Below are 19,048 nucleotides of genomic sequence, written 5' to 3'. Positions count from 1 at the left end.
CGCCACCGGGGGGAGGCGCCGGTCCGGGCCGCGCGGCCGCGCTGTCTCAATCTCCGTTGCCCTCCCACTGAAAGACCGTCTCGAGCGGCTTGCCGAAGACGTGCGCGATGCGGAAGGCGACCTCGAGCGACGGCGAATATTTGCCCTGCTCGATCGCCGCGATCGTCTGACGGGTGACGCCGACGCGGTCGCCGAGATCGCCCTGCGTCATTTCGCCGGCCAGAAAGCGCAGGGTGCGGATGTCGTTGGTGAAGGGCGGCCTAGCCATGCCAGCCCCTCCGGTAGCTGACGAGCACGACGGCGCTGTTCACCAGCTCGGCGGCGACGATCGCGAACAGGCCGGCATTCGCGAGCGGCACCCCGCTCTCGATGAAGGGCATGTAGACGCCGACGACCATCATCCCCACCAGCAGGACATAATAGGCCATTGTCGCGCCGCGGCGACGGATCGCCCGGTCGCGCTCGTCGGCGCGCGCACGCTCCGACTTCGGTGCCTGCGCCGACAGGATGACGGTGCCGACGATGACGGTGAGCGCATGCGCCACGGCGATCGATCCGAACAGCCACAGCATCGGAAACACTTCGCGCCCGGCGGGATGCCCGAAGAGGAGAAGCCCGAAATAGAGGCTGTAGGCGGCGACCATGGCGATGACGTTCAGCCAGGCGGTCTTTTCACGGAAATTCATTTGGTGGTCTCCGGCATCGGCGATGAGATAGGCCATGGTCAATGGCCCCGGCGATAAAGATAGAGCTGGGTGCCGATCCGCACGATCTCGGCGACGACGAGCGTCGCGATCATCAAATTGAGCTGCGCGGTTTGGCCGATCCCCCAGAAGATCAGGAGGATGTTGATCCAGATGCCGACGACGAGCGGATAATAGCCGAAGTGCGTGCCGCGCATATGGAAGCTGCGATCGCGTTCATCCTCGCGCGCGTCGGCCTCGCGCGGGCTGCGGATCGCCAGAAAAGCGGTCGCCACGGTCATCGCCACGATGATCGCGATAGTCACGGGCACCAGCATGCCGGCGGAGGCCATCACCCCCGCCGGGCTTCCGACGATCCGCCACGGATAAACGAGGAAATACCAGCCGAAGGCCAGAATCATCGTCACCAGCGTCGCCCAGTGAATCTTTTCCCGAAAGGACATTCGTCGCGCTCCATGTCATGTGTTTCGAACTCTATGTCAGATATTTTTAACATAGAGTCAATTCTAGGTAACATCGAGAGGCTTTGCCGCTTTCGCGCCCGACCTTTAGCCGCTAAGCCACCGCGCCATGTCCACGCTCCCCAAAACGCTCACCCTCGACACATCGACCAGCCGCGCGAACCCGACGCCGCAGCCGATGAAACGCCTGACGGTTCCGCGCATCCGCCAGCGCAAGGGCGGCGAGCCGATCGTCATGCTGACCGCTTACACCGTCCGCATGGCGCAGCTGCTCGATCCGCATTGCGACATGCTGCTCGTCGGCGATTCGCTGGCGCAGGTGATCTATGGCCTGCCGCACACCGTCGGGGTGACGATGGACATGATGGCGCTGCACGGCGCCGCGGTCGTGCGCGGCAGCTATCACGCCGCGGTGATCGTCGACATGCCGTTCGGCAGCTATGAGGGCAGCCCGCAGCAGGCGTTCGACAACGCCGCGCGGCTGCTCAAGGAAACCGGCGCCGCGGCGGTGAAGGTCGAGGGCGGCAAGGTGCTCGCCCCGACGATCGAATTCCTGACCCAGCGCGGCATTCCGGTGATGGGCCATGTCGGGCTGACGCCGCAGGCGGTGAACATCCTCGGCGGCTATGGCGTGCGCGGCAAGAGCGCCGAAGAAGCGCGCTCGATCGTCGAGGATGCGGTCGCCGTCGCGCAGGCCGGCGCCTTTTCGATCGTGATCGAGGGCGTGCTCGAATCGATCGCGATCGAGATCACGAACAAGGTCGATTGCCCGACGATCGGCATCGGCGCTTCGGCGCAGTGCGACGGCCAGGTGCTGGTGACCGACGACATGCTCGGCATGTTCGAACGCGTCCCGAAATTCGTGAAGCGTTTCGGGAACATGGCCGGCGTCGTCGAAAGCGCGGTCAAGGACTATGCCGACGAAGTCAGGTCCCGTTCATTCCCGACCGAGGATCAGACATACGCAGGCTGAGCCCTGGCTGACGGCGCGGCGGCGACCCAAAGTGAAACGCTTGGCCTTTCCCTGTGCCATCGCTAAGGAAGCGGGCCGGCCCAGCGCCGCACTTGAGTTTATGGAGGTTTGATTGGCCCTGAGCCCGACGAATGACGCCGCGCTGTTGCAGGAAGTCGACGAAGCCGTCCGCAAGGACCGGCTCGACACGATCATGCAGCGTTACGGCCGGTGGATCATCGGTGGCCTCTTCGCCGCGCTGCTGGCGTTCGGCGGCTATCTGTTCTGGGATCACCGGCAGGATGCCGCACGCGGCGAACAGGCCGAGGAACTGATCGCGGCGTTCGAAAAGCTGGGCACCAACCAGCCGCGCGCCGCGACCGCCGAATTGCAGAAGATCGCGGCCGAAGGCGGCCCCGCCTATCGCGCGGTCGCGCAGATGCAGGAAGCGAACATCAAGGCGCAGGCCGGCGACCTGAAAGCCGCCGCCGCCCTGATGGCCAAGGTCGCCGCCGACACCAAGCTCGACCAGGCGCTGCGCGACCTCGCGCTGATCCGTCAGACCGCCTTCGAATATGACACGCTGAAGCCCGAGGCGGTGATCGCGCGGATGAAGCCGATGGTCGATGCGAAGGACCCGGCGTCGAGCTGGTTCGCGAGCGCCGCCGAGCTGTCGGCGACGGCGCATTATCAGCTGGGCCAGTTCGACCAGGCCGGCGCGCTCTATGGCCGCATCGCCAAATTGCCCGATGTGCCGCGATCGCTGCAATCGCGCTCGGTACAGATGGCGGGCATGCTCGGCGTCGATGCGGTCACCGACCGGGCGGCGGAAAGCGCCGCCGCCGAAAAGAAAGGCAATGCCGCGCCAAAAGCAGCGGCAGCCGCCAAGACTGAGGAAGCCAATTAATATGCGGCCAGATAATTTGCGCAGCGCGCGCTACGGATTCTATGCGGCGCTGCTGGCGCTGCCGCTCGCGGCGTGCGGGGTGTTCAAGGGGGACGGTCCGCCAAAGACGCCGACGATCGGCGAACGCGTGTCGATCCTGTCGAACGACAACAGCATCAAGGTCGACCCCGCGACCGCCGCGATCGCGGTTGTGCTGCCCGAGCCGGCGGTGAACGCCGCCTGGGCCCAATCGGGCGGCAATGCGTCGAAATCGATGGGGCATCCGGCGCTCGGCGCGACGCGCGCGAAGCTGTGGGAAGCGAGCATCTCGGGAAGCACCAACAAGCAGCGCCTCGCCTCGTCGCCGGTGGTCGCCGACAACCGGCTGTTCGTCGTCGATACCGACGCGGTGGTGTCGGCCTTTGCCGCCGACACCGGCGCGAAGCTGTGGAGCGCGGCGATCGGCAGCACCGGCAAGGATTTCGAGGATTCGTTGTTTGGCGGCGGGGCCGCGGTCGACGGCAATGTCGTCTATGCGACGAGCGGCGTCGGCGACGTCGCGGCGCTCAACGTCGCCGACGGGTCGGTGATCTGGAAAGTGAAGCCGACCGGCCCGCTGCGCGGCGCGCCGACGATCGCGTTCGGCGGCGTCTATGTGATCAGCCAGGACAACCAGATTTACGCGCTCAACGCCGCGAGCGGCGCGGTGCAGTGGCAGGCGACGGCATCGACCGAGGCCGGCAGCGTGTTCGGCGCGGCGTCGCCGGCAGCGGGGCAGGGGACGATCGTCGCCGGCTTCTCGTCGGGCGAGGTGCAGGCCTATCGCTACGAGAACGGCCGCGACCTGTGGGAAGACGCGCTCGCGCGCACGTCGATGGCGCTGTCGGTTTCGACGCTCACCGACGTGGATGCCGATCCGGTCATCGATCGCGGCCATGTTTTCGCGCTCGGCCAGGGCGGCCGCATGGCGAGCTATGAGCTCGTCACCGGCCAGCGCAGCTGGGAAATCTCGATCGCCGGTATCTCGACCCCCTATGTGGTCGGCGAGTGGGTCTATGCGATGACCGACGACGGCAAGCTGCTGTGCGTCGCGCGTGGTAGCGGCAAGGTGCGCTGGCTCCAGCAGCTCGCGCGTTTCCGCGTCGAAACCGAAAAGAAGAAGAAGGACCCGATCCGCTGGACCGGGCCGATCCTGGCCGGCGGCCGGCTGATCGCGGTCAACAGCGAAGGGACGCTGGCGGAATATTCGCCGACCGACGGATCACTGCTGGCATCGACCGAATTCGATTCGTCGCTGTCGCAGTCGCCGATCGTCGCGAACAATATTTTGTATATATTGTCGGACGACGGGAAGATCACGGCCTGGCGCTGATACGGCGTCCGGGCCGAGGCGGCCCGATTGGATACAGGGAATAATGTAATGTCGCGACACGCGACGATCGCCATTGTCGGCCGGCCCAATGTGGGCAAGTCGACGCTGTTTAACCGGCTGGTCGGCAAGCGCCTCGCGCTCGTCGACGACCAACCGGGGGTGACGCGCGACCGGCGCGAGGGCGACGGCGAGCTGCTCGGCCTGAAGTTCACCATCGTCGATACCGCGGGTTTCGAGGATTATGACGCGGCCACCTTGCCCGGACGGATGCGCGTGCAGACCGAAAAGGCGGTGCGCGGGGCCGACGCGGCGCTGTTCATGATCGACGGCCGCGCCGGGGTGACCCCGCTCGACGAGGAAATCGCGCGTTGGCTGCGCAGCGAGGACACGCCGATCATCCTCCTCGTCAACAAGGCGGAAGGGAAGCAGGGCGAAAACGGCCTGATGGAGAGCTATTCGCTCGGTTTCGACAATCCGATCGCACTCAGCGCCGAACATGGCGAGGGCGTCGTCGACCTGTTCGACGCGCTGCGCCCGATCGTCGAGGGATATGACGCCGAGGAAGCCGAAGCTCTTGCGCCGATCGAGAGCGAAGAGGATGAGGACGCACCGCTCGGCCCGATGAAGCTCGCGATCGTCGGGCGCCCCAATGCGGGCAAGTCGACGCTGATCAACCGTATGATCGGCGAGGACCGACTGATCACGGGGCCGGAGGCCGGAATTACCCGCGATTCGATTCGCGTCGACTGGCAGTGGGAAAAGGACGGCGAGGTCCACGAAATCCAGCTGTTCGACACCGCGGGCATGCGCAAGCGCGCCAAGGTGGTCGACAAGCTGGAAAAATTGTCGGTGATGGACGCGCTGCACGCGGTCGATTTCGCCGAAGTCGTCGTGCTGTTGCTCGATGCCACCAAGGGGCTGGAGGCGCAGGACCTGCGCATCGCCGACCGGGTATTGCAGGAAGGCCGCGCGCTGATCGTCGCGCTCAACAAATGGGATGTCGCCGAGGACCCCTCGGCGCTGTTCAACGGCGTCCGCAACGCGCTCGACGACGGGCTCAGCCAAGTCAAGGGCGTGCCCGTGCTTAGCATTTCGGGCGCGACGGGCAAGGGCATCGATACGCTGGTGCGCGCCGCGTTCGAGCAGCGCGAAATCTGGACGAACCGCGTGTCGACCGCGCGGCTCAACCGCTGGTTCGAAGGCGCGGTCGAGAATAATCCGCCGCCGGCGCCGGGGGGCAAGCGCATCAAGCTGCGCTATATCACGCAGGCACGGACGCGGCCGCCGACCTTCGTTGTCTTCGGCTCGCGGACCGATAGCTTGCCCGGAAGCTATGAACGCTATCTGGTCAATGGCATGCGCAAGGAACTGGGGTTCCAGGGCGTGCCGGTGCGGCTGAATTTCCGCAATTCGCGCAACCCCTATGACGAGTGAGGTTGCGGCCGTCGTGGTCGATGCGCGCGGGATGCGCTGTCCCTGGCCCGCGCTGCGCCTCGCCCGCGCGATGCGCGATGCGCGCGAGGTGCTGCTGATCGCCGACGATCCGCAGGCGGGGCGCGAAGTCGATGCTTTGGCGGACGAACATGGCTGGCTGGTCGAAGGCGATGCGGCTTCGGCCGGCGAGGGGCACTGGCGCGTGCGGCGGCGCTGACCCAAAACGGGGCGTTTTGATCGCGCGATTTCTGTCACCGTAACGTCTTTTTTACCCAAGTTGGGCATGGACCGGCTGGGACCACGGCCGAACGAGGGTCAGGACCCGTTGATTGCACGTTCGAGGTTTGAAGCGATTTTGTTCAGGGTTAGGAGGCAAGGCGTAGGCATATGAAAATATTCCAAGTCTTGCCGACGCAACCATGGACAAAATCGATCAAATCCCGAAGGGACGCCGAAATGGCTTCGATCTCGCCTCCGAGTGACCTTGCGGGTAGCGATGCTACCCGCGGCAGCCGCCCGAAGACGATATCTTTGCCATTTCGACGCCTCGAGCGCGCAATCAACGGGTCCTGACCCTAAAACACCAAGGGACTAAAGCATTGGACGAAATCCTGGTCGATTGGGACGAGTTTCGCGCGACGCGTACCCAGTTGGGCGCCGCTTTCGTGCGGATTCTCGGCTATTTTCGCGAGGACGGCACCAAATCGGTCGCCGCGATCGAAGAGGCGATGCGCGCCCGCGACGCGCGCGGCCTCGTCATGCCCGCCCACACGCTGAAGAGCGAAGCGCGCCAGTTCGGCGGCGAGAAACTCGGCGCGCTGGCCGAGGATATCGAGATGTTCGCGCGGGCCTGCGTTGAAAGCCAGACCAGCCCCGACGAATATCTGCCGCGCGTCGTCGACCTGCGCCGGCTGTTCGAAGAGACGCTAAGCGCGCTGGAGCGCGAGGCGAACCCGCTCGTCCAGCGCCGTCCGACGAGCTTCGGCCGCGCCGTCAGTCATTGACGCATCGGTTGCGGCTTGCCTCGGGCAAGGCTGCGCCACAGCCATTCGAGCGGACCATAAAGGAAGCGGTCGAGCCAGGGTTTCGACCATAGCAGCATGGCCGCCCACATGCCGGCGCAGATTAGGTAGAGCGTCCAGCGATCGACGTCGCCGAACAGGCCGAGCCCATAACCGTAGAAGATCGTCGTCATCACGATGCTGGTGCCAAGATAGTTGGAAAAGGCCGCGCGCCCCGTGGCGGCGACGCGGACGATCCACGCGCTCGCGGCGGCGCGCCGGATCAGCAATATGAGCAGCGCGGCATAGGCGACCGTCATCATCAATCGTCCCGGTCCCGCCCAGCCCATGAACGCATTGACCGCAACGAGATAATCGAAACCCGAGCGCCATTGGAGCCAGCCGACGAGCAGCGTCAGCAGCACGCCCGGCGGCAGCCAGCGCCACGCCGTCCGCCGGTAATCGGCGGCCGCCCACGCACCCGTCAGGAAGCCGTTTCGAAACAGCGCCATGCCGAGCATCATCAGCGGCAGCGTCTCGAACATCGTCATCAGCACGCCGACGAACGGATTGATCGCGGTATCGAGCCGCGCGCTCAGGATGGGAAGATAGGGCCCGCGATAGAGCGCGAGTTCCTCGGTCACTTCGCCGTCGATCTTGGCATATTCGGCGCGAACCTCGCGTCCGGTCTCGGCCATCGGCGACGCGGGATTGTCGGCCGCATTTCCAACCGCGAGTTGGGCTCCGAAGAAAAGCGACGTCAGGACAACGCCGAGCGTGAAGAGGGCGAGCGCCCATTTGATCAACCGGCGCGCTTCCCATGCGCGGAAGCGGAAGGCTATGCAGCCGACGGCGGCGTAGAGGAAGAGGATGTCGCCCCACCAGATGAAGAAATAATGGCTGAGCCCGAACAGCGCGAGCCACGCCATGCGGCGATAGTGGATCGACCCCGGGTCTTGGCCTCCCGCCTCCGCGCGGTCGACGATCAGGAGCATGCTCGCGCCGAACAGGATCGAGAAGAGCCCGCGCATCTTGCCGTCGAAGAGAACAAAGCCGAGCGCCCAGGCGGCGATGTCCGATGGCGTTTCGCCGCCATAGGCCTTCGGTGAAACATAGGCCATTTCGGGCATCGCAAAGGCGACGATGTTCATCGCCAAAATGCCCATCACGGCGAAGCCGCGCAGCGCGTCGAGGGTGACGAGGCGGTTCGACATGGCTTCGCAGGTCTCGTTCATATGCCCTCCACTGTATTATTCGCCTATAACGGTTGGGCCGATCATCCGTCCAGTGCTTTAACCAACTATTGACATCGATGTCAGTAATGCTATTTCGGCATCATCAAATGATTCGAACGGGAACGACCCATGACCCCCACCATCTTCTCCCACCCCGACCGCCAGCCCCAGAAGTTCCGCCCATTCAAGGCGTTCCAGCACTTCCGCAAGCTGATCAAGGACAAGGAGGACACCGAACAGGTCTTCCACATCTTCGAAAATCTGCCGCGCAAGGGCTTCATGGACGATGCGCGCGCCTTCGTCGAAAGCGAGAAGGGTCAGCGGCTGATGGCGAGCGAGCCTTATCTTCCCGATCTGCTCGACGATCACGCCTGGATCGACCAGCTCCCCGAAGGCAGCGTCGGCCACGCCTATGTCACCTTCATGCGCCGCGAGGGCCTTTCGGCCGCGGGCCTCGTCGCCGAAAGCGACAAGATGGGCCGGCCCAAGTTCGACGATCAGGTGCAATGGTATTCGAACCGCCTGCGCGACACGCACGACCTGTTCCACATCCTGACCGGCTATGGCCGCGACGCGCTCGGCGAACAGTGCGTGCTCGGCTTCACCTATGGCCAGACGGGCAATTACGGCAACGCCTTCATCGCCTATGCCGGCGGTTATGAAGTGAAGCGCGGCGTCAAGAGCGACGCGCCGGTGTTCGGCGCGATCCGCCAAGGCCAGCGCCACGGCAGGGCGTCGAAGGCGATCATCGAGCAGGATATCCGCGCGCTGCTCGCCGAACCGCTCGAGGCCGCGCGCGCGCGGTTGGGGATCGGCGAGCCGACGCTTTATAAGGAAGCGCACCGCGCCTACCGCAACCGCGGGATCGACCCGTATAACTTCCTCGCGGCTGAGGCTGCGATGGCGTGATCCCCAAGATCCTCCTCAACGCGAAGCGTTGGGGAGGGGGACCGCCGCGAAGCGGTGGTGGAGGGGTTTTACCTCTCGGTGCAAACCCGCACTATGCTGTCCGCGACTCCGGCGGGGTCGGCGAGAACATCTTTCGCGGCGATACGCAGCATCCTTATCCCTTGCGATTCGAGCCATTGATCGCGTGAGTCATCGCGCTCGGGGCGATCACCCATGTCGTGGCCAACGCCATCAATCTCGATCGCGAGCTTCAATTCCAGCACATAGAAATCGAGCACATAGCGCCCGATCGGGTGCTGGCGCCGGAATTTGACGTAGCCGGGTTGCTTCCTCAGGATTTGCCATAATAGCACTTCGGGCAGCGACATTTTGCGGCGTAACCGTCGGGCGCTCTTATAGGCGTGATTGCTTGTCGGCACGCTTGACCCCTCCACCACCGCTTCGCGGCGGTCCCCCTCCCCATCGCTGCGCGAAGGGGAGGATCTATCATAGCTTCGCGATCAGCGCCTGCGCCGCCGCCGGGTTGCGGACCTTTGCGCCCGATATGAAAAAGAGATAGACGCCGCGGTCGCCCTTCGCCCAGTCGCGCGCTTGCTTTGCCCAGCCGTCGAGCGCCTTGGCGTCATAGCCGGTTTCGACATCCTCCTGCGATCGCTGTAGCCGCGCATAGGTGAAATCGGCGGTCTGTTCGTCGATGCACGGGAACTCGTCGCTGTCGGCATAAACGACCGCCATGTTCCGCTCGCGAAGCATGTCGATAAAGGCCGGATCGCGGAAGCTTTCGTCGCGCACCTCGATCGCGTGGCGCAACTTCAGGCCGTCCTGCGTATCGGGAAGCAGGTCGAGGAAGCCCGCGAAATCGTCAGGCACGAACTTCTTCGTCGCCATGAATTGCCAATGGATCGGACCCAGCCGGTCGCCGAGTCGCGTCAGCCCCTGCGTCAGGAATTTCTCGATCGACCCGGCGCCTTCCTTCAACACCTTGCGATTGGTGGTGAAGCGTGACGCCTTGACGCTGAACTGGAAGCCATCGGGCACTGCGGCCGCCCAATTAGCAAAGGTTTCGGGCTTCTGGCTGCCATAATAGGTGCCGTTGATCTCGATGCCAGTCAGATGCTCGCCGGCATATTCGAGCTCGCGCTTTTGCGCGAGGCCGGCAGGGTAGAAGGGGCCGCGCCACGGTTCGAAGGTCCAACCCCCGATTCCGACATGGATGCTCATAGATCTCTCACCTTCCGTCATCCCGGCGGAGGCCGGTATCTCATCGTCGCGCAACGCCGCACCGGCGAGATCCCGGCCTTTGCCGGAATGACGGTGGGCGCGTTAAGCGAGCGCCGCGTCGGCGCCCATCAGGTTCGGGAAGAAGCCTTCATGCGCCTCGCGGAGTTCCGTGAGCGTCACCTGATGGTCGCTGCCCGGCAGTTCGAAGACGATGCGGTCCTTGATCGTGCGGCCGACGGGGTCGACCGGCACGTCGGCGCGGCCCGCGGCGTCGAGGAAGTCGGCGAGGCAGGTGTCGCAGACGGTGACGAGATAGAGTCCCTGATCCTCGCCGAAGAAGCTTTCGGCGACGCCGAACGGCTGTTCTTCGCTGACGAGCACGCCGATGTTCGACTTGAGCGCCATTTCGGCAAGCGTCACCGCCATGCCGCCGTCGGAGACGTCGTGGCAGGCGGTGATCCAGCCCGCGTTGATCGCCTTGCGGATGAAGTCGCCGGTGCGCTTCTCGGCCTTCAAATCGACGGGCGGCGGCGGGCCTTCCTCGCGGCCATGGATTTCGCGCAACCACACCGACTGGCCGAGATGGCCGGCGCGTTCGCCGACCGCGAGGACGATGTCGCCGGTGCGCTTGAAGCCGATGCCGACCGCCTTGTTCCAATCCTCGATCACGCCGACGCCGCCGATCGCGGGGGTCGGCAGGATCGCGCTGCCGCCGCCGGTCGCCTTCGATTCATTGTAGAGGCTGACGTTGCCCGACACGATCGGATAGTCGAGCGCGCGGCACGCCTGCGCCATGCCGTCGAGACAGCCGGTGATCTGCCCCATGATTTCGGGGCGCTGCGGGTTGGCGAAATTGAGGCAGTTGGTGATCGCCAAGGGCGTGGCGCCGACCGCACTGATGTTCCGCCAAGTCTCGGCGACCGCCTGCTTCCCACCTTCGACGGGGTCGGCGTAGCAATAGCGCGGGGTGCAGTCGGTGCTCATCGCGAGCGCGCGATTGGTGCCGTGGATGCGGACGAGGGCGGCGTCGCCGCCGGTCTGCACCGTGTCGGCGCCGACCTGGCTGTCATATTGTTCCCAGATCCAGCGGCGGCTGGCGATATCGGGGGTGCCCATCAAGGTCTTGAGATCGGCGGCGACGTCCTTCGTCTCGGGGACGTTCGTGAGGTCAGCCTGCTTCGGCGTGGGCACATGCGGGCGGTCGTAGAGCGGCGCGTCGTCGGCGAGGGGCGCGAGCGGGATGTCGCAGACGATCTCGCCCTTATGCTCGAGCACCATGCGCCCCGTGTCGGTGACGGTGCCGATGACCGCGAAGTCGAGTTCCCATTTGTGGAAGATCGCTGCGGCGAAATCCTCGCGGCCGGGCTTCAGCACCATCAGCATGCGTTCCTGCGATTCGGACAGCATCATCTCATACGCCGTCATGCCGGTCTCGCGCTGCGGCACGTCATCCATCTTGAGATGGAGGCCGACGCCGCCCTTCGACGCCATTTCGACCGACGAGGAGGTGAGGCCCGCGGCGCCCATGTCCTGGATCGCGACGATCGCGTCCGACGCCATCAGTTCGAGACACGCCTCGATCAGCAGTTTCTCGGTGAAGGGATCGCCGACCTGCACCGTCGGGCGCTTTTCCTCGGCATCCTCGCCGAAGTCGGCCGACGCCATGGTAGCGCCGTGGATGCCGTCGCGGCCGGTCTTCGAGCCGACATAGACGATCGGATTGCCGACGCCCGATGCGGCCGAATAGAAGATCTTGTCCTGTTCGGCGACGCCGACGGTCATCGCGTTGACGAGGATATTGCCATCATACGCTTTGTGGAAATTGACCTCGCCGCCGACCGTCGGCACGCCAACGCAATTGCCATAGCCGCCGATGCCGTGGACGACGCCCGAGATGAGATGCTTCATCTTCGGGTGGTCGGGGCGGCCGAAGCGCAGCGCGTTGAGGTTCGCGACCGGGCGTGCGCCCATGGTGAAGACGTCGCGCAGGATGCCGCCGACCCCGGTCGCCGCGCCCTGATAGGGTTCGATGTACGACGGGTGGTTGTGGCTCTCCATCTTGAATATCGCCGCGAGCTTCTTGCCGTCTTCGCCTTCGCCGATGTCGATCACGCCGGCATTTTCGCCGGGGCCACAGATCACCCACGGCGCCTCGGTGGGCAGTTTCTTGAGGTGGAGGCGCGAGCTTTTATAGCTGCAATGCTCGGACCACATGACCGAGAAGATGCCGAGTTCGACAAGGTTCGGCTCGCGCCCGAGCGCGGCGAGGACGCGATCATATTCTTCCGGAGAAAGCCCATGCTCGGTGACGATTTCGGGGGTGATGGCGGGCGCTGTCTGAGTCATGGCGCGCCTTTAGCCGGGTAGGCTCAAAACGAACAGACCCCATGATGCGAAAACATCATGGGGTCTGCGGTCGGAGAGAGGGTTCAGCGCGCGGCGAGGGTGGCCGTCTCGATCTGGAGCGGCTCGACGTCGCGCAGCGTGAAGCTGACCTGCTGCGAGCCGACGGTGCCGCGCACGCGGCGCGCGCCGACGCGGAGCGTGAACGGCTTGCCGGTGCGCTCCTCGACGCCGTGGATCACGCGGGTGTCGCCGACCTTGGTGACGGTATAGCTATAGGTCGCGCCTTCATGTTCGAAACGCTTGACCGGTTCGTCCTTGGCGAGCGCGGCGGTCGGCGCCAGCGCGAGCAGGCCGAGGGCGGAGAGAATATAATTTTTCATGGTGCAAGTCCTTGTCGATGGAACAAAACTTGCCTTCGAGCCCCTCTCTTCTTGTGCGGTGCAACATGGGTGCGGGGACGGGGCGCGGCAATTGCAAAAAACCGAAGCGTGATTGCGCGGAGGTGAATGTCCGCCACCGGCCGAAATCGGCCGTCGTCCGCTCCCCACCCCAAAGCCGCCGCAACTGCGGCAACGGCAAAGACGACCGAACCGGTCACCGCGTGGGACGACAACTCGACCGCACTTGACCGCAAGGGGGCGAAGGGGCCAAAGCAGGGGCCATGACGGATACCCCCGACAGCACAGCCGCCGCGGACATCGCCTCGCTCTCTTTCGAAGCCGCGATGGGCGAGCTCGAAACGATCGTGCGGCGGCTCGAAAGCGGCGACGTCAGCCTCGAGGAATCGGTGGCGCTCTATGAACGCGGCCATGCGCTGCGCGGCCATTGCGAAGCGCGGCTCGCGGCGGCGCAGGCACGGATCGAGCAGGTCAGCCTGGGCGCCGACGGCCGGCCTACGGGAACCACCCCCTTCGGCGAAAGCTGATCCGCCATGGCGCTTGCCGACGATCAGCTTTCGCGGGGCACACAATTGCTGCTGACGACGCAGGCCGAGGTCGTCGCCGGGATCGACCGGCTCTTCGACCAGCTGCTGCCGGTGCCCGCCGATCCGCGCGGGCCGCTCTATGAAGCGATGCGCCACGCCGCGATCGCGGGCGGCAAAAGGCTGCGCCCGCTGCTCGTCCGCGCCGCCGGCGACCTGTTCCACGTCGATCGCGACCTGACGTTGCGCGTCGGCGCGGCGGTCGAGGCGATGCACGTCTATTCGCTGATCCACGACGATCTGCCGTGCATGGACGATGACGATGTGCGCCGCGGCAAGCCGACGGTGCACAAGGCGTTCGGCGAGGCGACCGCGGTGCTCGCGGGCGATTCGCTCCATGCCCTCGCGTTCGAATGGCTCTGCGACCCGGTGACGAGCGCCGACCCCTTCGTGCGCGGCGAGCTGTGCTGCGAACTCGCGCGCGCGGCGGGACCGGCGGGCATGGCGGGCGGGCAGATGATGGACCTCGCCGCCGAGACGTCGAACTTCGATCTGCCGACGGTGACGCGGCTCCAGCAATTGAAGACCGGCGCGCTGATCGCCTTTTCGGTCGAGGCAGGCGCGATCCTGGCGCGCATTCCGGCCGAGGGGCGCCGGCCCTTGCGCGGCTATGCGCGCGATATCGGGCTCGCCTTCCAGATCGCCGACGACATCATGGACGTCGAGGGCGATGAGGAACGCGCCGGCAAGGCGCTGCACAAGGACGACGCCGCGGGCAAGGCGACCTTCGTCACGCTGATGGGGCTGGAACGTGCGCGCGAACAGGCGGGGCTGCTCGTCGAACAGGCGACCCAGCATCTGGCGAGCTTCGGCGAAGAGGCAGCACTTTTGCGCGCGATCGCGCGTTATGTCGTGGAAAGGGACCGTTGATGCGGGTGGGGGTTTATCCGGGGACGTTCGACCCGATCACGCTCGGGCATATGGACATCATCCGGCGCGGGGCGAAGCTGGTCGACCGGCTGGTCATCGGGGTGACGACGAACATCACCAAGTCGCCGATGTTCGACGATGACGAACGCATCGCGATGGTGAAGGCCGAGGTCGCGTCGATCGAGGGCGACATCCGCGTCGTCGGCTTCAACTCGCTGCTGATGGACTTTGCCGAGCGCGAGGGGGCGAGCGTCATCGTCCGCGGGCTGCGCGCCGTCGCGGACTTCGAATATGAATATCAGATGGCGGGGATGAACCAGCAACTCAACGACCGGATCGAGACGATATTCCTGATGGCGGACGTGGGCCTGCAGCCGATCGCGTCGCGGCTGGTCAAGGAAATCGCGATCTTTGGCGGTGACATCCATAAATTCGTGACGCCCGCGGTGCGCGATGCGGTCAGGGCGCGCATCGCCGAACGCGGCCTTCGCCAAGGCGAAGGGTGACACCATCCATTGAGCGTTCAGCTTTTTCCCGCTAGGGCGCGCCGGACGGGGCGCAATTCCGGAATGTTACACAAGGGCCGATCCAGCATGAAATTTTCCTTCCGCCCCATGATTCTCACGGCGATGGCGTTCGGTCTTGCGACGGCGGCCGTGGCGCAGGAGGCGCCGCCCGCGCCCTCGCCGAATCCCGAAACGAGCCAGCCGGCGCCGGTCGAAACGCCGCCGCCCGCGCCCGTCGAAACGCCGCCCGCAGGCGATGCGGCGGAGGACGGAGCGCCGGCGGCCGAAGCGCCCGCGGCCCCCGCGATGCCGGCCGAGCAATATATGGGCGTCCCCGAATATATGCTCAACCTCGACCTCTCGACGGGCGGGCGCGTGGTGATCCAGCTCTATCCCAACGTCGCGCCGAACCATGTCGAGCGCGTCAAGCAGCTCGCGCGCGCGGGCTTCTATGACGGGATCAAGTTCCACCGCGTGATCGACGGCTTCATGGCGCAGACGGGCGACCCGAGCGCGACCGGGCAGGGCGGGTCGCAGCTTCCCGACCTCAAGGCCGAATTCAACCCGACCCCGCATCTGCGCGGCACGCTGTCGATGGCGCGCGCGCAGAGCGAGGACAGCGCGAACAGCCAGTTCTTCATCATGCTCCAGCCGCGCTTCTCGCTCGACCGCCGCTACACGGTGTTCGGACGCGTCGTGTCGGGGATGCAATATGTCGATGCGATCCATAAGGGCGAGCCGCCCGAAGTTATGTCGCGCATGGTCCAGGTCTCGGTCGCCGCCGACAACAAGCCGATCCCCCCGGCATCAATGCTGACCGAGACGGTGCCCGCGCCGGCCGTGGTGCCCACCGTGACGGTCGACGAGCTCGACGCGCCGATCAGCCAGTAATCCCCGGGGAGGCGCGCGAACCGTCATGCGCGTCGACGCCTTCGATTTCGATTTACCCAATGAACGCATCGCGCTGCGCCCCGCGCGCCCGCGCGATGCCGCGCGGATGCTCGTCGTCGACGGCGGCGAGATGGTCGATGCCGGCGTCGCTGATCTGCCCCGATGGTTGCGCCCCGGCGACTGCCTTGTCTTCAACGACACGCGCGTCATTCCGGCGCAACTCGAAGGGCGGCGTGGCGACGCGAAAATCGGCGCAACGCTGCACAAGCGCGTCGACCTCCGCCGCTGGCAGGCCTTTATCCGCAATGCGAAGCGGCTGCGCGTGGGCGAGCGCGTCGATTTCGGCGCGGGGGTCGTGGCGGTCGCCGAAGAGCGGCTGGCCGACGGCAGCTTCATCCTCGCCTTTGCCGGCGACGAGCCGGTCGAATTGCTGCTCGAACGCGCCGGCACGATGCCGCTGCCGCCCTATATCGCGGGCAAGCGGGCGACCGACGCGGACGACCGCAGCGATTATCAGACGATGTTCGCGCGCGAAGACGGCGCGGTCGCGGCGCCGACCGCGGCGCTGCATTTCACGCCCGGGTTGCTCGATGCGCTGGCGGCGGCGGGGATCGGAAGCGAGACGCTGACCTTGCATGTCGGCGCGGGCACTTTCCTGCCGGTCAAGGCCGACGACACCGACGACCATCTCATGCACGCCGAATGGGGGCGGATCGACGCCGATACCGCGGCGCGGCTGAACGCGGTGCGTGCGAAGGGCGGCCGCGTGATCGCGGTCGGCACCACCAGCCTGCGCCTGCTCGAAAGCGCCGCGCAGGACGACGGCACGATCGCGCCCTTCGCGGGCGATACCGCGATCTTCATCACCCCCGGCTACCGCTTCAAGGCGATCGACGGGCTGATGACCAATTTCCACCTGCCGCGCTCGACCTTGTTCATGTTGGTTAGTGCGCTGATGGGATTGGAGACGATGCAGGCGGCGTACGCCCACGCCATCGAAGCGGAATATCGCTTCTACAGCTATGGCGATGCGAGCCTGCTGCTGCCTAAGGGATATTAGGGCTCCAGAACCCTAATATTCTATCGTGATCCGGACCGCGCCGGGATTTACGCCAGCCAGCAGGGCGATTTCGTCGCGGCTCGTTTCGATCAGCGCGTGCAGCCGCTTTGCCGTCAACGACGGATCGGCGGACGCGGCGGCGAGCTCGCCGACGAGCAGTTCGCGTTCGGATATGCCAAAGGCGTCGGCCAGCGCGATCAGGTTGCTGCGCCGCGGCATCGTCTTGCCGTTTTCCCAAGCCCAGATGCTCGGCTTGCTGAAGCCCGTACGGTTCGACAGCTCGACGCGGCTGAGGCCGCGTTCCTGCCGCAATCGAAGCAGCCGTTCGGCCAGCATCTCGCTGTCCGCCGCGCCGCCGGCGGGATCGACGTCCTGGGGGAGCGGATTGCGCAGCTGCGCGGCGCTCAGCGCGGCGCGCGAGAGCGGAAGGTCGAAACGGCAGCCGGCAAGCGCCTCGCTGCGCCACACGATGGTGGCCATGCAGTCGGGCGCTTCGGGCAAGGTCACCGCGATCCGCTGACCGATGTCGAGATCGGAGGCGGTTTCGATCAGCATGCCGGTGGCCGACAGATTGTGGATCAAGACGGTGGAGCCCTGACGGCCGCCCAGCGACCCCGAGGTTTCCAATCGCATGTGCACGCGCGTGGCGGCGCGGGCGCCGTCGGCACCCTTTTCCTGTTCGATCATCGCGTGAATGGGCATGGGCCAGCCCTATGCGGGGCAATCGGTTGTGGAGTGGTTAATGGCGGGGGCACACTGCGGGGCCATGCGCCCCGGGATATGGCTCAGCAAGATCGATCCTGCGCGGGCGAGCCGAACCGTGCGCCGATTACGACCGGTCAATCACCACGTTGCCGCAGATTTTCAACGATTTTCACTTTACTGCCCATTAAAACTTAACTTATATCGAATAGAGAAGTTAAACTTTTCCGGCGCACTGTCCCGATTTTGGACGCTATCGGCCGCGGGCTCGCCTTCGCAGGGGTGCAGTTAACCGTCGCTAACCGCCTAAATTCGGTATTTCCGTGGAAGTTAAACGGCATCGGCGCTGTGTGATTCTTCAATCGGCACCATTTTATGGGTGTGAACCTAACTTAAGCTCTGTAGTAAGTTTTTCTTAACGGAAGGGGGGTGAGTCGGGTCGCGACTCCCCTGGGCATCGGGGGATGCCCAAAGGTCATCCGCAAAGCGGGGCCGGAAACCGTTTTGGTTTTTGGGGGTTGAGATGAGATTCATGCTCTTTGCGCTCGCCGCGGCGGCTGTCGCCGTGCCTGCGAACGCGAAAGAAATTCAGAACGTCCGGTCGCTCGACATCGCGGTCAGCGGTGCCATCCGCCAGCATTGCGCGATGGGCAGCATCGGCGACATGGATTTCGGCAATCTCGAACGCCGCGGATTGGGCATCGAAACGCGCGTTGCGTTCGATTGCAATATCCCGTTCACGATGACGATCAAGGGCGCTCGCGGCGGCCTGACCCACACGACGATGCCGAACGGGCAGGGCCCGTACAGCGGTGTCCTCCCCTATAATCTGGCCGTCGAAATGCCGGTGCGATACCCGTCGCGGCAGGTGATGAGCCGGTCCTTCAACAGCCGTCAGCTTTTGGCCGGCGGCGTCATTTCCAGCAACGGCGGCATCGCCACCGACGGCATGCGTCTGGCGGTCGAACTGGGCGAGCCTTCGGGCGAGGCCGGGCTGCTCGCCGGCGACTATTCGGAGACGATCACGATCACCGTCTCTCCGATCTAAGCAATTCGCCTGCGGTTGCGCGGGCGGAGTTATGCCGGAAGGGCAGGCACCGATGCTCTCCCGGCACTCCGACCAACCGGTGCAATATGACATCGTCACCCGGCATATGGGGGGAGGCGGTAAAATAGAGGGAAGAAGATTATGAAGAAGATCCTTAGTGGCACCGTCGCCGCCATCGCGCTTATCGCGACGCCGGCCGTCGCCCAGACCAACGAGCGTCACTATGCCGGTACCGGCACCGTCAACGTTCCCTTCTTTGGTCCGGTTACGATCAGCGGAACGGACACCAACCCGAGCAATTTTGTTGCCGGTCTCTATGACAACTACGTGCTCCCTGCCGACGTCGGCACCCGCTACCGCGCTCAGGCTGACGCTCCGAGCGACAGCGAAACGGCGACCCCGACGGTCAACGTCGAATTCTCGCTGAGCGGCACCGTCAACCGCGACTGCTCGTTCTACGCTGGCAAC

General features: G+C 65.1%; 22 protein-coding genes and 1 pseudogene. 14 read left to right on the top strand and 9 right to left on the bottom strand.

The window, feature by feature from the left end; translation table 11 throughout:
• Positions 1 to 46 precede the first annotated feature (46 nt).
• The 3 genes from GGR90_RS01830 to GGR90_RS01820 are packed head-to-tail and all read right to left on the bottom strand — an operon-like array spanning position 47 to position 1,147.
• The gene (locus tag GGR90_RS01830) at positions 47 to 268 is read right to left on the bottom strand and encodes a helix-turn-helix transcriptional regulator (RefSeq protein WP_167918936.1); all 222 of its coding nucleotides are present in this window, start codon (positions 266 to 268) and stop codon (positions 47 to 49) included.
• Positions 261 to 686 carry a hypothetical protein gene (locus GGR90_RS01825; protein WP_167918934.1) on the bottom strand — a complete coding sequence of 142 codons (426 nt, stop codon included), beginning with the start codon at positions 684 to 686 and terminating at the stop codon, positions 261 to 263. The genes GGR90_RS01830 and GGR90_RS01825 overlap by 8 nt, the downstream gene beginning before the upstream one ends.
• Positions 687 to 724: 38 nt before the next feature.
• On the bottom strand, positions 725 to 1,147 hold the full coding sequence (locus tag GGR90_RS01820; protein WP_167918932.1) for a hypothetical protein: 423 nt from the start codon (positions 1,145 to 1,147) through the stop codon (positions 725 to 727).
• Positions 1,148 to 1,274: 127 nt separating this feature from the next.
• Between GGR90_RS01820 and panB the strand changes: the two genes are divergently transcribed.
• The 6 genes from panB to GGR90_RS01790 all read left to right on the top strand — a co-directional run bounded on the left by panB (position 1,275) and on the right by GGR90_RS01790 (position 6,813).
• Positions 1,275 to 2,138, top strand: coding sequence for a 3-methyl-2-oxobutanoate hydroxymethyltransferase (gene panB / locus GGR90_RS01815; protein WP_167918929.1), 864 nt, complete (start codon positions 1,275 to 1,277; stop codon positions 2,136 to 2,138).
• A 112-nt stretch (positions 2,139 to 2,250) separates the two neighbouring features.
• Positions 2,251 to 3,024 (top strand): tetratricopeptide repeat protein, encoded by a 774-nt coding sequence (locus tag GGR90_RS01810; RefSeq protein WP_167918925.1) that lies wholly within the window; start codon positions 2,251 to 2,253, stop codon positions 3,022 to 3,024.
• Between the two features lies 1 nt (position 3,025).
• On the top strand, positions 3,026 to 4,375 hold the full coding sequence (locus GGR90_RS01805; protein ID WP_167918923.1) for an outer membrane protein assembly factor BamB family protein: 1,350 nt from the start codon (positions 3,026 to 3,028) through the stop codon (positions 4,373 to 4,375).
• A 48-nt stretch (positions 4,376 to 4,423) separates the two neighbouring features.
• Positions 4,424 to 5,809 (top strand): ribosome biogenesis GTPase Der, encoded by a 1,386-nt coding sequence (gene der, locus GGR90_RS01800; protein ID WP_167918921.1) that lies wholly within the window; start codon positions 4,424 to 4,426, stop codon positions 5,807 to 5,809.
• A complete protein-coding gene (locus tag GGR90_RS01795; RefSeq protein WP_167918919.1) occupies positions 5,799 to 6,026 on the top strand; it encodes a sulfurtransferase TusA family protein in 228 nt (75 codons plus the stop codon). Before der ends, GGR90_RS01795 begins: the two co-directional genes overlap by 11 nt.
• A 382-nt stretch (positions 6,027 to 6,408) precedes the next feature.
• Entirely contained in the window at positions 6,409 to 6,813 is a 405-nt protein-coding gene (locus tag GGR90_RS01790) for an Hpt domain-containing protein (protein ID WP_209023527.1), read from the top strand.
• On the opposite strand, the gene GGR90_RS01785 is transcribed toward GGR90_RS01790, so the two are convergent.
• Positions 6,807 to 8,045 (bottom strand): DUF418 domain-containing protein, encoded by a 1,239-nt coding sequence (locus GGR90_RS01785; RefSeq protein WP_245198355.1) that lies wholly within the window; start codon positions 8,043 to 8,045, stop codon positions 6,807 to 6,809. The two genes, GGR90_RS01790 and GGR90_RS01785, sit on opposite strands and share 7 nt — an antisense overlap.
• 129 nt (positions 8,046 to 8,174) lie before the next feature.
• On the opposite strand from GGR90_RS01785, the gene GGR90_RS01780 reads away from it, so the two are divergent.
• The gene (locus GGR90_RS01780; protein WP_167918917.1) at positions 8,175 to 8,954 is read left to right on the top strand and encodes a Coq4 family protein; all 780 of its coding nucleotides are present in this window, start codon (positions 8,175 to 8,177) and stop codon (positions 8,952 to 8,954) included.
• A gap of 68 nt (positions 8,955 to 9,022) precedes the next feature.
• Here GGR90_RS01780 and GGR90_RS01775 read toward each other — a convergent pair whose 3' ends face one another.
• The 4 genes from GGR90_RS01775 to GGR90_RS01760 form a co-directional block, all read right to left on the bottom strand.
• Entirely contained in the window at positions 9,023 to 9,322 is a 300-nt protein-coding gene (locus tag GGR90_RS01775) for an endonuclease domain-containing protein (protein WP_167918915.1), read from the bottom strand.
• A gap of 118 nt (positions 9,323 to 9,440) precedes the next feature.
• Positions 9,441 to 10,175: a DUF72 domain-containing protein gene (locus tag GGR90_RS01770; RefSeq protein WP_167918913.1), complete on the bottom strand. Its 735-nt coding sequence runs from the start codon at positions 10,173 to 10,175 to the stop codon at positions 9,441 to 9,443.
• A 102-nt stretch (positions 10,176 to 10,277) separates the two neighbouring features.
• On the bottom strand, positions 10,278 to 12,521 hold the full coding sequence (gene purL, locus GGR90_RS01765; RefSeq protein WP_167918910.1) for a phosphoribosylformylglycinamidine synthase subunit PurL: 2,244 nt from the start codon (positions 12,519 to 12,521) through the stop codon (positions 10,278 to 10,280).
• Between the two features lie 83 nt (positions 12,522 to 12,604).
• On the bottom strand, positions 12,605 to 12,901 hold the full coding sequence (locus tag GGR90_RS01760; protein WP_167918908.1) for a hypothetical protein: 297 nt from the start codon (positions 12,899 to 12,901) through the stop codon (positions 12,605 to 12,607).
• A gap of 281 nt (positions 12,902 to 13,182) precedes the next feature.
• Here GGR90_RS01760 and GGR90_RS01755 point away from each other — a divergent pair, with 281 nt between their 5' ends.
• The 5 genes from GGR90_RS01755 to queA all read left to right on the top strand — a co-directional run bounded on the left by GGR90_RS01755 (position 13,183) and on the right by queA (position 16,830).
• A complete protein-coding gene (locus GGR90_RS01755; RefSeq protein WP_167918906.1) occupies positions 13,183 to 13,446 on the top strand; it encodes an exodeoxyribonuclease VII small subunit in 264 nt (87 codons plus the stop codon).
• Between the two features lie 6 nt (positions 13,447 to 13,452).
• Entirely contained in the window at positions 13,453 to 14,373 is a 921-nt protein-coding gene (locus GGR90_RS01750) for a polyprenyl synthetase family protein (RefSeq protein WP_167918903.1), read from the top strand.
• Complete coding sequence (gene coaD, locus GGR90_RS01745) at positions 14,373 to 14,879, top strand: pantetheine-phosphate adenylyltransferase (protein ID WP_167918901.1); 507 nt, start codon at positions 14,373 to 14,375, stop codon at positions 14,877 to 14,879. Before GGR90_RS01750 ends, coaD begins: the two co-directional genes overlap by 1 nt.
• An 87-nt stretch (positions 14,880 to 14,966) precedes the next feature.
• Positions 14,967 to 15,770 carry a peptidylprolyl isomerase gene (locus GGR90_RS01740; RefSeq protein WP_381448605.1) on the top strand — a complete coding sequence of 268 codons (804 nt, stop codon included), beginning with the start codon at positions 14,967 to 14,969 and terminating at the stop codon, positions 15,768 to 15,770.
• 25 nt (positions 15,771 to 15,795) lie between these two features.
• The gene (gene queA / locus GGR90_RS01735) at positions 15,796 to 16,830 is read left to right on the top strand and encodes a tRNA preQ1(34) S-adenosylmethionine ribosyltransferase-isomerase QueA (protein WP_167918899.1); all 1,035 of its coding nucleotides are present in this window, start codon (positions 15,796 to 15,798) and stop codon (positions 16,828 to 16,830) included.
• Positions 16,831 to 16,842: 12 nt separating this feature from the next.
• On the opposite strand, the gene GGR90_RS01730 is transcribed toward queA, so the two are convergent.
• On the bottom strand, positions 16,843 to 17,532 hold the full coding sequence (locus tag GGR90_RS01730; RefSeq protein WP_167918897.1) for a helix-turn-helix domain-containing protein: 690 nt from the start codon (positions 17,530 to 17,532) through the stop codon (positions 16,843 to 16,845).
• Positions 17,533 to 18,055: 523 nt separating this feature from the next.
• On the opposite strand from GGR90_RS01730, the gene GGR90_RS01725 reads away from it, so the two are divergent.
• Complete coding sequence (locus GGR90_RS01725; RefSeq protein WP_167918895.1) at positions 18,056 to 18,580, top strand: hypothetical protein; 525 nt, start codon at positions 18,056 to 18,058, stop codon at positions 18,578 to 18,580.
• 141 nt (positions 18,581 to 18,721) lie between these two features.
• Positions 18,722 to 19,048: pseudogene (locus GGR90_RS19360) on the top strand (hypothetical protein); the annotation flags it as partial.

This window comes from Sphingopyxis italica, from assembly GCF_011926545.1.
Lineage (GTDB): Bacteria > Pseudomonadota > Alphaproteobacteria > Sphingomonadales > Sphingomonadaceae > Sphingopyxis > Sphingopyxis italica.
This window is presented reverse-complemented; position numbering and strand designations above follow the sequence as displayed.

Excerpts from the sequence above, each read along its gene's own strand:
- GGR90_RS01830 (WP_167918936.1), bottom strand. The coding sequence starts at position 268 with ATGGCTAGGCCGCCCTTCACCAACGACATCCGCACCCTGCGCTTTCTG.
- GGR90_RS01825 (WP_167918934.1), bottom strand. The coding sequence starts at position 686 with ATGAATTTCCGTGAAAAGACCGCCTGGCTGAACGTCATCGCCATGGTC.
- GGR90_RS01820 (WP_167918932.1), bottom strand. The coding sequence starts at position 1,147 with ATGTCCTTTCGGGAAAAGATTCACTGGGCGACGCTGGTGACGATGATT.
- panB (WP_167918929.1), top strand. The coding sequence starts at position 1,275 with ATGTCCACGCTCCCCAAAACGCTCACCCTCGACACATCGACCAGCCGC.
- GGR90_RS01805 (WP_167918923.1), top strand. The coding sequence starts at position 3,026 with ATGCGGCCAGATAATTTGCGCAGCGCGCGCTACGGATTCTATGCGGCG.
- der (WP_167918921.1), top strand. The coding sequence starts at position 4,424 with ATGTCGCGACACGCGACGATCGCCATTGTCGGCCGGCCCAATGTGGGC.
- GGR90_RS01795 (WP_167918919.1), top strand. The coding sequence starts at position 5,799 with ATGACGAGTGAGGTTGCGGCCGTCGTGGTCGATGCGCGCGGGATGCGC.
- GGR90_RS01785 (WP_245198355.1), bottom strand. The coding sequence starts at position 8,045 with ATGAACGAGACCTGCGAAGCCATGTCGAACCGCCTCGTCACCCTCGAC.
- GGR90_RS01780 (WP_167918917.1), top strand. The coding sequence starts at position 8,175 with ATGACCCCCACCATCTTCTCCCACCCCGACCGCCAGCCCCAGAAGTTC.
- GGR90_RS01775 (WP_167918915.1), bottom strand. The coding sequence starts at position 9,322 with ATGTCGCTGCCCGAAGTGCTATTATGGCAAATCCTGAGGAAGCAACCC.
- GGR90_RS01770 (WP_167918913.1), bottom strand. The coding sequence starts at position 10,175 with ATGAGCATCCATGTCGGAATCGGGGGTTGGACCTTCGAACCGTGGCGC.
- purL (WP_167918910.1), bottom strand. The coding sequence starts at position 12,521 with ATGACTCAGACAGCGCCCGCCATCACCCCCGAAATCGTCACCGAGCAT.
- GGR90_RS01760 (WP_167918908.1), bottom strand. The coding sequence starts at position 12,901 with ATGAAAAATTATATTCTCTCCGCCCTCGGCCTGCTCGCGCTGGCGCCG.
- GGR90_RS01755 (WP_167918906.1), top strand. The coding sequence starts at position 13,183 with ATGACGGATACCCCCGACAGCACAGCCGCCGCGGACATCGCCTCGCTC.
- GGR90_RS01750 (WP_167918903.1), top strand. The coding sequence starts at position 13,453 with ATGGCGCTTGCCGACGATCAGCTTTCGCGGGGCACACAATTGCTGCTG.
- coaD (WP_167918901.1), top strand. The coding sequence starts at position 14,373 with ATGCGGGTGGGGGTTTATCCGGGGACGTTCGACCCGATCACGCTCGGG.
- GGR90_RS01740 (WP_381448605.1), top strand. The coding sequence starts at position 14,967 with ATGAAATTTTCCTTCCGCCCCATGATTCTCACGGCGATGGCGTTCGGT.
- queA (WP_167918899.1), top strand. The coding sequence starts at position 15,796 with ATGCGCGTCGACGCCTTCGATTTCGATTTACCCAATGAACGCATCGCG.
- GGR90_RS01730 (WP_167918897.1), bottom strand. The coding sequence starts at position 17,532 with ATGCCCATTCACGCGATGATCGAACAGGAAAAGGGTGCCGACGGCGCC.
- GGR90_RS01725 (WP_167918895.1), top strand. The coding sequence starts at position 18,056 with ATGAGATTCATGCTCTTTGCGCTCGCCGCGGCGGCTGTCGCCGTGCCT.